Source organism: Paenibacillus polysaccharolyticus (assembly GCF_023714295.1).
In the GTDB taxonomy this organism is placed as follows: Bacteria; Bacillota; Bacilli; order Paenibacillales; family Paenibacillaceae; genus Paenibacillus; species Paenibacillus polysaccharolyticus_A.
On sequence record NZ_JAMAUN010000005.1, the window covers coordinates 195133 to 207337 of the forward strand.

The following is a 12205-nucleotide window of genomic DNA, read 5'->3' on the forward strand; positions in this document are numbered from 1 at the left end:
CGATCTCAGGAGAGCTTATTTGGTGAAAAAGAGACATGATGAAATTCTAACGATCCGTAGCGACGCTATTTCGATGAATTTCGGTGATTTCGATGTAATATGCCTTGTTTGGGAGGAAATACGGTCACTGGTGATCGTTAGAATTCAAAAGTGGTTGAAAACGACTGAATAGGCTCCGTGGAGATCGTTAGAATTTTTTAGAAGGACGTGTTTGTTGAAGAAGCATAATAGGATAAATAAGCTTGGAGCGCTATCCGACGGTTTGGAAGAATGAGATATAATGATAAGCCTTTGAAGATTGTTCATTTTTCATTATTTACTGTTGTACACTCTGACCGAGATACACTGAATATTGATCGTTTTGCACGGATATTTGCCTATGGTTAGGCGGTAAGGATGACTATAATAGTACCCGATGGATGGTAACTCTTGCTACGAAGGAAGTAAAGAGAGTGGAAGGGGGATCGGAGGAACTGGAGAAGGAAGTACGTCAGGCAACTAAATTCTTTCTTGAATTTCATTTCGCTTCATAATGTAAGCGCAACCATTTTTCCTTTGATGTATGAAAATGAACCTGACCTAACATGAGCACGAATCTGATCTTCGCATGAACACGAAATTGACCAGACCATTAACATGTTCAGGTAGAAGTATCATTACCCATTCTAACCAGGGAGAGTGAAGGTTGATGAACTTAAGATCAGTAGAAGATAATCGAATTAAACATAGTAACAGCACTGACGATAGAACCCATGTCAGTACGAATGTCAGCCAAAAGAAGAGCGCTAGCACTCATAGGGCAAAACGATCGCGCATACCTCTCGGGGCCAAAGTGCTCTCTTCTGCACTCAGCTTGGCTTTAATTCTTAGTGGAACTGCCGGGATCAGTGGAGCGGATGCTTCACAATCCCAAGCTCAATCTCAGGGGAAAAGCATTCAACTGGAGAAGCTGGATCGCGGGCTGGTAGCGGCTTCGACGTCCGAAGGTGTTTTTCTAAGCTGGAGATTGCTTGGGGACGAGGCAACAGGGTACAGTGACAAGGGGCTAACCGGGACGGATTTCAACGTGTATCGGGATGGCAAAAGAATTGCAACAATCACAGACAGCACGAACTATGTGGACAGCACAGGTACGACATCTTCACGTTATGAAGTTGCCGCCGTGAATAACAAAGGTAAAGAAAGCAAACGAAGCGCATCCGTCAAACCTTGGGCGAACGGGTATATGGATATTCCTTTGCAAAAGCCGGCTGACGGTGTGACACCTGCGGGTGAAGCTTACACCTACAGTGCCAATGACATGAGTGTTGGTGATGTGGACGGGGATGGTCAGTACGAATTTTTTGTGAAGTGGGACCCCTCGAATGCCAAGGACGTATCGCAAAAAGGATATACCGGCAACACCTACGTCGATTGTTATACGCTGGACGGACAACTGTTATACCGAATCGATCTCGGGGTTAACATTCGTGCGGGAGCGCATTATACGCAGATGCTTGTCTATGATTTTGATGGAGATGGCAAGGCTGAACTGATGTTCAAGACCGCTCCGGGCACACAAATTATGAAGTACAACAAAAAGGGCAAACCAACCTCACAAAAGTACATCACACTGCCGAAGGAAGATCGCAAAGCCGGGGTGACACACGAGGACGATTATCGCCTCAGTGCGGAAGGGTACTATGACCATGTGGTCGATATGTTCCGGAACTGGCATAAACACGAAGAGGTTGTAAAAGGAAACTGGCCTGCGACATTGGAAGAGGCGTTTGGGATCGAGAAAAAATACAGCTATCCGTTATCCCAGCAGGATGCGGAAAGTCTGGCCGACTATTTTATAGATGTATACGCACCGCAGCGGAGCGCCCGCAATGAATTGCGCAAGTTCGAAGGGTTTATTGTGGACGGGCCGGAGTATATTACCGTGTTTGAAGGCAAGTCGGGAAAAGAATTACAGACCGTCCCGTATGAACCCGAACGTCATGATGACGGCCTGATGTGGGGCGATTATGCGATGGCACGCATTGAACCGGCAAACCGGGTAGACCGTTTCCTGGCCGGAGTTGCATACCTGGATGGCAAGAAACCGTCTGCGATTTTTGCACGCGGATATTATACTCGCTCCACCATGGCTGCCTACAACTGGGATGGCAAGAAACTGAAAAAAGAGTGGATGGTAGACAGTGGCTGGACACCGATGAAAAATCCGTTCAATGACGGGCCACATGGTGTAGATGGCACAGACCCGCAGTACGGTTCGATTACAACACAGGGAGCGCACTATTTCAGTGTGGCGGATGTAGACGGTGACGGCAAACAGGAGATTATCTATGGTTCGGCTACGATTGACCACGATGGTAGTGTGTTATATAGTTCCACCGATGTGATGCCGCCCGAGAGTGCTGCACCGGGAACGATTGCCCGTCTAGGACACGGAGATGCACTGCATGTGGCAGATATCGACCCGGATCGCCCGGGACTGGAGATTTTTATGGTACATGAGGGCGGACCTTGGGCGCCGTACGGATATTCCCTGCGTGATGCGAAGACCGGAGAAGTCATTTATGGCGGATATACAGGCAAAGATACCGGACGCGGTATGGTCGGAGATGTCGATCCAACCCGGCGCGGGCTGGAGACATGGGCTGTCGGATTATGGACGGCACAGGGGGAAAAAATAAGTGATCAGGCGCCCGGAACCAATATGAGCATTCGCTGGGCCGCCGACATGACCACCCAAATCGTAGACGGTGCCATCGATGTTACGCCTACAATCAAAGACTGGACACGCGGCACAGTGCTGACCGCGACAGGAACCTTAACCAATAACCACACGAAAGGTACACCGTCGCTGGTTGCCGATGTATTCGGAGACTGGCGTGAGGAGATGCTGGTGCGTACAGCCGACAGTTCAGCGATCCGCATCTATCTGAGCACCGAAAAAACAGATCGCAAGCTGTATACGCTCATGCATGATGCGATGTATCGTGTAGGTATTGCTGGACAGAATAGCGGATATAACCAGCCTTCGTATCCTTCCTTCTACATGGCATCGGATATCGATTGGTCGAAGGTGACGTTGCCGAACTTCTATACTCCGGGGAAAGGCAAAGGGGATAAATAAGACTGTCCGCTTGGATTTAGCAAGAGAAATGATGTAAGCTAACCGCAAAAAGCTCTGGAATTCGCTTCTGTGTAATGATCACGCAGAGACCTTCCAGAGCTTTTTTGTACTTCCAACTACTTCTCGATGTCTTCAGTCAAGTGTGTTGCGGAAGCGAATGATTCCAGCGTATATTGACCGTCCTGAATCAGTAACTTGGTGATGGAACACTCGGGAACGAGACGTTTCTGCTCAACCAGGAAATTCGGATGCCATCTGTTCAGTTCTTGTTCGGAAAACGTTTGCACCAGGAAATCGGTAATCAGACCGCCATGGGTAGCCAATACAATATGACTGCCGGTTGGCGCCTGTGTTGCCAGTTCGTCGAGCAAAGAGGCCAGCCGTGTGCCTGCCTGTTTGGCGGAGTCACCAACATGTGGAATGAACTCCGGGTCTGCGGTACACTGGTCCCATAAAGCTACAAATTGTTCAAAAGTCTGCTCGGGATCATCACCCCAATTGGCTCGCTCACGCAAGCGTGCATCTTCCGAGACATCGGACCGGGTAAGGGAAGCAATGGCTTCGGCGGTTTCTTGTGCTCTCCGGAGTGGGCTCGCTACGATCCGGTGGATGGGATATGGAGCGTTCGAGAAATGCCGGGCGGTCAATTGAGCCTGACGGCTACCTTCGGCAGTAAGTGGCACGTCTCCAATATCACTTTTTTTGACACCATGTCTGACCAGATAAAAGGTTGTACTCATCGCATGAAATCTCCTTCAACATTGGATTTAGAAATGGCAGATCATGATATAATGATTTTATACTAAGCTTATAGGAACTGAACGTTTCGATCCATTACAATTTGGAGGATATTAATATGAAAAAATTGTTTTTGTCATCTTCTTTTGTTGACACAGCAAGCTTGTTGAACACACTGGAAGAAACGTTAAACGGAAGAACCGTTACCTTTATTCCGACGGCTGCCGTTCCTGAACCATATGATGCATATGTACATGCGGGCAGAAAGGAGCTTGAGAAGTGGGGACTTATTGTACAAGAGTTGGAAGTATCCACGGCATCTTCTGAAGAAGTAGCAACCAAGTTGCAACACAGTGACCTGATCTACGTATCGGGTGGCAACACCTTTTTTCTATTACAGGAGCTTCGCAGAAGTGGAGCAGAGAAGTACATACAGGCTCACATCCAAGAAGGGAAAATATACATCGGAGAGTCGGCGGGTTCCATCATTCTCGCCCCGGATATTGCCTATGTGAAAGCTATGGATGATTGCGCGGTAGCACCGGACTTGTCCAGTTACGAAGGGCTGAATGCGGTTGACTTTTATCCCGTGCCGCATGTGGGTTGTCCCCCATTTGTAGAGTCGGCAGCTCAGGTCATGGATGAGTATCAGTCCACATTGCCTCTCGTGCCGATAACGAACTCCGAGGTTATTATCATGGACGGAGACCAGTACCGGATTAGTAGCATCTAACGTCAAGTTTTATTCAAGAATAGAGCAAATACATCTGCATGCCATGTCGCGCTTGAAGGGAGGTTGTAGGGATGGGGACGGGAACGGATCATACACAATCCTTTTCGGGCAGTCTTTTTCAGGAACGCCTTCGAACCGAAGACTGGGGACCGCGTTTTTTCGCTTATTATTACAAACAATGGGATGACTATCAGATGTCTTACCACACGCATGATTCCACGGAAATTATGTACATCATTACGGGCATGTGCCGAGTGGATGTGATGATGGCAGACGGAAGCTCGGAACAGGCGGTGTTGAAAAAAGGACAGTTCATCCTGCTGGATGCAGGGGTTTCCCATCGGCTGTTGGTGCAGGACGGCGTGCCGTGCCGAATGCTCAATGTAGAATTCGGTTTTGCGCGTACTGCATCTGGACAACTTACCATAAAGCAACTTGCGCTGGAAGAGGATACGGTTCATGCTTTTCTAACTCGATCTACTCCTTATCTTGTATTACCTGACCCGGAAGAAGTGTATCACACGATGAAAAGCCTGGTGCTTGAACTGGATCAGCGTGGTTTGCTGGAGCAAAGGCAAGTACAGACACAGGTACAGGTACAGGCACAGGGGCAGAAACAGGAACTGGAACAATCACAAGAGCAGACGAAATCTGGACCTCCTCCTGTACACATGCGGGTGATTCCTGCCGAAGAGCGAATGCTTCATCGTGAAGCCCGAAACCTGAGCTCCCCGGAGCAGGGAACGCTGGTACGCACTCTTTTTATCCAATTGCTCGTTCGGATTGCAAGACTGCGAGGCGAGATGGAACGAAGTGCACTGGATCAAACGGAGCTCTATGTCAAACGTACGATTGAATTCATGCATCACAATATGGATCGCAGTATTCAGATGAAGGATATCGCGGCAGCAGTCAATTTACATCCAGGGTATTTGCACCGCATTTTCCGTAATTATATGCAATGGACTCCGACTGACTATTTGACGATGTTACGGATGGAGAAGGCCAAGATGTTGCTGCAGCAGACCAATATTCCCATCTCCGAAATTTCAGATTATGTGGGTGTGGGCAGTAGGCAGTATTTTCATATGCTTTTCAAAAAGTATACGGGCCAGACACCTGTTCAATATCGGGGTTCCATGGAGCGAGAACAGTGGAGCTACCCGGAGGAATTGGAGTAGAAGCAGGGCCGCCGGGCTGGAACAGGAGAGTAGAAACTAACTGTTGAACTGAAAGGGTATTCATGATATCCTTTGTTCAGAAGTAACCCATTCGTCGATAATGTAGCATGTAATCTCATATATTCAGGATTGTGACTGTTCGGCAGGCGATACCTAAATTGTTCGTAGTAAACATGGTTGTGCATGTTGCTGCTTCAATTTAGGTTTTTTTTATAGGAGATTTTGATTTTTCGAAGAATTTTATGGAATATTAAGGGGAAGAGCCTGTGATGAGTTGGGGGTGATGCAGATGAAAATTAGGAAAATCTTTAATAACAATGTGATTTTACTGACGGATGATGACGGGCACGAAATGATTGTGATGGGCAAAGGGATCGGGTATAACAAACATAATAGTGATGTGATTGATTTTTCACAAGTGGAGAAAAAGTTTGTCGTTGAAAAAGCAACGTCCGATAAACTGATGGGTCTGATCGGGGAGATTCCAACGGAACATCTGGAGTTGTCGAATGAAATTATTGAATATGCCGAACAACAGCTTGCCCTTAAATTCAGTGACAACATCTACATCACCCTAACGGATCATATCAGCTTCGCACTGAGAAGGTTCCCTGAAGGCATCATCGTAAAGAATGCTTTGCTGTGGGAGATCAAAAAATTCTATGCAGCCGAATATGAAGTGGCCTCTAAGGCGCTCCATATTATTGAGCAGAAAACAGGCGTGAAGCTGCCGGAGGATGAGGCCGGTTCCATTGCTCTTCATTTTGTGAATGCACAGCAGCGTGGACAGGATATGAAACAAACGTATCAGATGACGAAGATTGTTAACGATCTAGCCAACATTGTGAAATACCATTTTGGAATAAAATTGGACGAAAACTCGATTAATTACAGCCGTTTCCTCACACATTTGCGGTATTTTGCGTACCGAATTCTGCATGATGAGTTAATTCCGGAGGATCGGGATTCTTTATACGATCATGTAAAGGACAAGTACCCCGAATCGTACGCGTGCGCGAGAAAGATTAGAAACTACCTGGAGATTAACTACGAGAAGAAAACAACGAATGAGGAAATGGTTTATTTCATGATCCACATTCACCGGGTCACGAACCGTGAGCATGATCTGGCGGAAGAATGAAGAAATATGGATACAAACTTATACATTAGGGATTGTGACTGTTCGGCAGGCGAAACCTGAACTGAGGCTTGTGTATTGACTAAGGTCAGTAAACGAGCTTCAGTTCAGGTTTTTATTTTGTCATCGTAGTATGTCATGCGAATGCATGAAGTGAAGATTTGAATTGTAGGGATTATACAAAGTATGGGGGGAACAACATGGATCATCTCAAATTAGCTCAAAACATTGTAGACCGCGTTGGAGGAAGGGAGAACATTCAATCGCTGACTCACTGCGCTACCCGTTTACGATTTGTCTTGAACGATAACCGGAAGGCCGACGCAGATACGCTCGAAAACACGACAGGCATCCTGAAGGTGGTTGAAAGCGGCGGTCAATTTCAGGTTGTTGTAGGCAATGACGTGTCGGAGGTGTACAAACATATCGTTGCAGAAGGGGAGTTCGATGGAGCAGGTTCTGGTGAAAGCTCTGAAAAAGAAAAGAAGAGCATTCGTTCAGTTATCTTTGGCTTGATATCGGGCAGCCTAACGCCATTAATCCCGGTATTTGCCGGAGCGGGCCTGGTCAAGGCGCTGTTAATCGTTCTTGAAAGAGCAGGATGGATTGCTGTGGATAGTGGAACGTATGCCATATTGGCTGCGGCAGGGAACTCTATCTTTTATTTCTTGCCGATTCTACTTGGGATCACGATTGCGAAAGTTCTCAATGTGAATTCTTATGTGGCAGCAGCGATCGGCGCCGCATTAATGGAGCCTAATTTTACGGCTTTGACAGCAGCGGGAAATACAACTCATTTTCTAGGCATTCCTGTATCGCTAATGAACTACGCTTCGTCGGTCTTTCCGATGTTTATCGCCGTTAGCATCTACGCGGTTCTGGAGAAGTTTTTGAAGAAAATCATGCACAAAAATGTGCAGTTGTTCGCGGTCCCGTTCTTCTCCCTTGTCATTATGGTACCTCTCACGGCCATGTTGATTGGTCCATTCGGGCAATATGTAGGTCAGTGGATCGGGGATATCGTTAATTTCCTGATTAACAGCAACTCTGTCATCGCAGGTATTATTCTGGGGGGGACGTGGTCCTTCCTTGTATTGCTTGGACTACACTGGGCAACGGTTCCTATTATTATGGGGAATCTGAGTGCTGGGGGCGATCTCATTGCACCTCTTGCGGCAACATCCGTTGCGGCTTCGATGGGGATTGGTCTCGGGGTATTCCTGAAAACAAAGGATAAAGATCTTAAGGCTTTAAGCGGTTCATCTTTTCTGTCTGCGATCCTGTCCGGGGTTACTGAACCTATTCTCTATGGTATTATTCTGCGTTATCGCAAAACACTCATTTATTTGGTAGCCGCTGGAGCCATTGCCGGTGGACTTATGGGATATCTCGGCGTGAAGCTGATTGTGTTCAATTTCTTCCTCAATGTGTTCACGCTGCCGGCCCAGAGTCCAATGTTGTATTACATTATTGGCGTGTTGACTGCGATTGCGGGCGGAGCCTTGTGTGTGGTGCTGTTTGGTTACGAGAGCAAGAAAAATGACCAGGTTGCTGAAGGTCCGAAGGTACAGAAAGACGAGAATAACCAGCACCCAACACCTGAATCGTCCACGGCGAAAATAGAACAAAACGCTGCCAGAATCGATACGAACGCAACGATGGAAAGCCTGATTACGAGTCCGCTCGAAGGCAAAGTGATTCCACTTCATGAAGTGGAGGATGTCGTATTTTCCTCGGAGTCAATGGGGAAGGGTGTAGCCATTATTCCGTCCAAAGGTCAACTCGTATCCCCGGTTGACGGCATCGTGTCGGTCACGATGAAAAGTGCACATGCCATCGCAGTCACCTCGGACGAAGGCGTGGAAATTCTCATGCATATCGGCATAGATACGGTGAGATTGAAAGGGAAGTATTTTACTCAGAAGGTTCAGCAAGGGAACCGAATCCGTAAGGGAGAGGTACTGATTGAATTTGATATGGATCAGATTCGGAACGAAGGTTTTAAGCTGACCACGCCAATTGTGGTGACGAACTCCGATCAATTCCGCGATATTACGCCGTTGCTGTCAGAAGGAGCGGTTGCTGTCACAGAGGAACTGTTATCTGTTCGATCCTAAATCTAATCAAATCTAATCAGAGAGGAGAAGAGCAAGATGAAGCTGATTGTTAATGCAGATGATTATGGTATTACCATGAGAGTAAGCGAAGGCATCATTTATGGAATGAAACAGGGTCTGATCACAGATACCTCGGCGTTGGTGAATTCCGTTCATTTTGAAAAGAGTAGTGTCATGGCCCTTGAGGCGGGCATTACGGCTATGGGGGTTCATCTGAACCTGACGTTCATGACCCCTGTACTGGAAGCTTCGGCTGTTCAGAGTATCGTGGACGAGTCGGGCCGTTTCTATCGAAAACCTGGGCTTATTCCTTCGACCTATGATCCTGGGGAAGTACGCGCGGAGTTGAAGGCACAGATCGAGAAGTTTCTCTCTTCCGGGCTAACATTGAATCATCTGGATACCCATCATGGAGCGAGTGTGAAAAATGCACAAATGTTGGACTTGGTCATGGAACTGGCCCGGGAATATAACGTTCCCATGCGAAGAGATGATATCTTATCTCCGGAGTTGAACGGCAAGCTTGTGGATGCGGGGATTCGGTCTACGGATATATTGTGTGGTGATCCGGCTATGCCTTCTCTGCAGGAATCATGGTTACGCGGGGTATTGGATCAGTATAAGGGTACGGAAAATATCGTTGAGATTGCTGGACATCCGGGGTATGCGGATGATGAACTGCGAAGTATCTCATCTCTGGTAGAGGAGCGTGAGCATGATCTTGCGGTGTTGCTCAATCCGGCACTGAGGGAATATGTGGAGGAACAAGGGATTCAACTCATTAGCTACAGTCAACTGTAGTTGAGGATATGAGAAGAATTGAGAATAATAAGATAAGATAAGATAAGATAAGTTAGGATTTTTGACACTCTGTCTCCGAACAGGTCATGATTTTGATAACGCTCTCCGTAGCTCTGTTGTTACAATGAACCCATGAAGCAAGTCATTAACCGAAGCCGGAAGGTTCGGATTACGGGAGGACATGTACATGTCATTCAAAGTAGCGTTTATCGGGGCGGGTAGCATTGGTTTTACAAGAGGATTGTTGCGTGACCTGCTCTCCGTACCGGAATTCAATAACATCGAGATCGCATTCTGCGATATTAATCAGCATAATCTCGACATGGTCACCGAGCTGTGCCAGCGGGATATCCGCGAGAACGGATTGAATATTGAGATTCAGCCGACAATCGATCGGAGAGAAGCGTTGAAAGATGCGAAGTACGTTCTCTGTACGATTCGTGTAGGGGGGCTGGAAGCTTTTGCAACCGATGTCGATATTCCGCTCAAATACGGGGTGGATCAATGTGTTGGGGATACGCTGTGTGCAGGCGGCATTATGTACGGACAGCGTGGGATTGCCGAGATGCTTGAGATCTGCAAAGATATTCGCGAACAGAGTGCGCCGGATGTGCTGCTCCTGAATTACTCCAATCCAATGGCGATGCTGACATGGGCTTGTAACAAATACGGTGGTGTGCGCACGATTGGACTATGCCACGGCGTTCAACATGGGCATCATCAGATTGCGGAAGTGTACGGACTGCAAAAGAGTGAAGTAGATATTGTTTGTGCAGGCATCAATCATCAGACATGGTATGTTCAGGCGTCCCACAAAGGCAAGGATCTTACGGGTGGATTGCTGGAAGCTTTTGAGAAGCATCCCGAGTATAGCCGCACGGAGAAAGTTCGGATCGATATGTTGCGCCGCTTTGGTTATTACAGTACGGAATCGAACGGTCACTTAAGTGAATATGTGCCATGGTATCGGAAGCGTCCTGAAGAAATTAACGACTGGATCGACATGGGAAGCTGGATTAACGGTGAAACAGGTGGATATCTACGTGTGTGTACGGAGGGGCGTAACTGGTTCGAAACGGATTTTCCAAACTGGATGAAGGATGATCCGATGCAGTACTTACCGGAGAAACGCGGTGAAGAGCACGGCTCTTATATCATAGAGAGCCTGGAGACGGGACGTATGTATCGGGGTCATTTTAACACCGTGAACAACGGCGTGATCTCCAACTTGCCGGATGATGCCATTATCGAAGCACCGGGTTATGTGGATCGTAACGGCATCTCGATGCCGCATATCGGCGAACTGCCACTCGGGCCCGCAGCCGTCTGTAATGTGAGTATTTCCGTGCAGCGCCTTGCAGTGGAGGCGGCAGTCCATGGAGACGATAAGTTACTGCGGCAGGCATTCATGATGGACCCGTTGGTGGGCGCGGTTTGCAATCCGAAGGAAATCTGGCAGATGGTCGATGAGATGCTGGTTGCACAGGCGAAGTGGTTGCCACAGTACGGTGACGCGATTGCAGCTGCAGAAGTGAGACTTGCTTCGGGTGATCTTATTCCAACCAAGGCATACGAAGGCGCTGCACGTCTGAAAGTTAAAACGGTAGAAGAGATGCAGCAAGATCGGGATGCCGCGAACAAAAATGCGGGCGAGTCCGATAAAGGCAAGGACCGCGAGAAGGTACAGAAGTAGAGAGTGGAGAAACAAGAGTCATTATAGCAGGATAACAATAACCAGCGCAAAAGCATAAAAACAGCATGATAATGAGGCATAGATAACAGCGGGAATGAAGTGGAAAAGAAGAGAAACGAGGACGGAGCAGCATTAGAGCTGCTTCGTCTTTTTGTTGTGGGCACATAAAAGCAATTACAATGCGCAATATATTACCTTTACAGACATAGTAATATGTCTTATAGTATACTCAGAAACAAAGGCAAGAACGAAGAATTAAGATTGAAGATTGAAAAAGTAGAAAGAAAGCAGCGAAAAGTTAGAAGGAGAGTCGGTGAAACGCACAGATGGATGTTCAAGTGATTAACAGTGATCTGATTCGGGGCAATATTGATCCCATTATTTTGAGTGTGCTTATCCCGTCAGATAACTATGGATACGGCATTATTAAGGAAATATATCGCAAAAGTGGAGAGCAGTTTGAACTCAAGGAACCTACATTGTATTCCAGTCTGAAACGGCTGGAGAAGAGTGGGTTCGTGGAGTCCTATTGGGGAGAAGAGACGCAGGGTGGAAGGCGGAAGTACTACCGGATTTCCGGCCAGGGACGAGAAGTTTATCAATTACAGGTTCAAGCCTGGCATGCAGCCAAAACGTTAATCGATTGCATGATTGCCACCGGTGAAGAAGGAGATGAGTAA

Annotated in this window: 9 protein-coding genes; 8 read left to right on the plus strand and 1 reads right to left on the minus strand. The window is 47.3% G+C overall.

The genetic code is table 11. The features are described 5' to 3' along the window. Positions 1-688 precede the first annotated feature (688 nt). Complete coding sequence (locus tag M3629_RS15085) at positions 689-3124, plus strand: rhamnogalacturonan lyase (protein WP_251507817.1); 2436 nt, start codon at positions 689-691, stop codon at positions 3122-3124. Between the two features lie 116 nt (positions 3125-3240). On the opposite strand, the gene M3629_RS15090 is transcribed toward M3629_RS15085, so the two are convergent. Next, positions 3241-3864, minus strand: a complete 624-nt coding sequence (locus tag M3629_RS15090) for a histidine phosphatase family protein (RefSeq protein ID WP_251507819.1) — start codon at positions 3862-3864, stop codon at positions 3241-3243. 116 nt (positions 3865-3980) lie between these two features. On the opposite strand from M3629_RS15090, the gene M3629_RS15095 reads away from it, so the two are divergent. From M3629_RS15095 to M3629_RS15125, 7 genes are all read left to right on the plus strand, one after another. Continuing rightward, positions 3981-4595, plus strand: coding sequence for a Type 1 glutamine amidotransferase-like domain-containing protein (locus M3629_RS15095; RefSeq protein ID WP_251507821.1), 615 nt, complete (start codon positions 3981-3983; stop codon positions 4593-4595). A 71-nt stretch (positions 4596-4666) separates the two neighbouring features. Continuing rightward, a complete protein-coding gene (locus M3629_RS15100) occupies positions 4667-5776 on the plus strand; it encodes an AraC family transcriptional regulator (RefSeq protein ID WP_251507823.1) in 1110 nt (369 codons plus the stop codon). 289 nt (positions 5777-6065) lie between these two features. Further along, a complete protein-coding gene (gene licT / locus M3629_RS15105; RefSeq protein WP_251507825.1) occupies positions 6066-6917 on the plus strand; it encodes a BglG family transcription antiterminator LicT in 852 nt (283 codons plus the stop codon). A 197-nt stretch (positions 6918-7114) separates the two neighbouring features. Next, positions 7115-9031, plus strand: a complete 1917-nt coding sequence (locus M3629_RS15110; protein ID WP_251507827.1) for a beta-glucoside-specific PTS transporter subunit IIABC — start codon at positions 7115-7117, stop codon at positions 9029-9031. A 36-nt stretch (positions 9032-9067) separates the two neighbouring features. Then, the gene (locus M3629_RS15115; RefSeq protein WP_251507829.1) at positions 9068-9832 is read left to right on the plus strand and encodes a carbohydrate deacetylase; all 765 of its coding nucleotides are present in this window, start codon (positions 9068-9070) and stop codon (positions 9830-9832) included. Positions 9833-10019: 187 nt separating this feature from the next. Continuing rightward, positions 10020-11525, plus strand: coding sequence for an alpha-glucosidase/alpha-galactosidase (locus tag M3629_RS15120; RefSeq protein ID WP_251507831.1), 1506 nt, complete (start codon positions 10020-10022; stop codon positions 11523-11525). Positions 11526-11851: 326 nt separating this feature from the next. Beyond that, positions 11852-12205: a PadR family transcriptional regulator gene (locus M3629_RS15125; protein ID WP_251507834.1), complete on the plus strand. Its 354-nt coding sequence runs from the start codon at positions 11852-11854 to the stop codon at positions 12203-12205.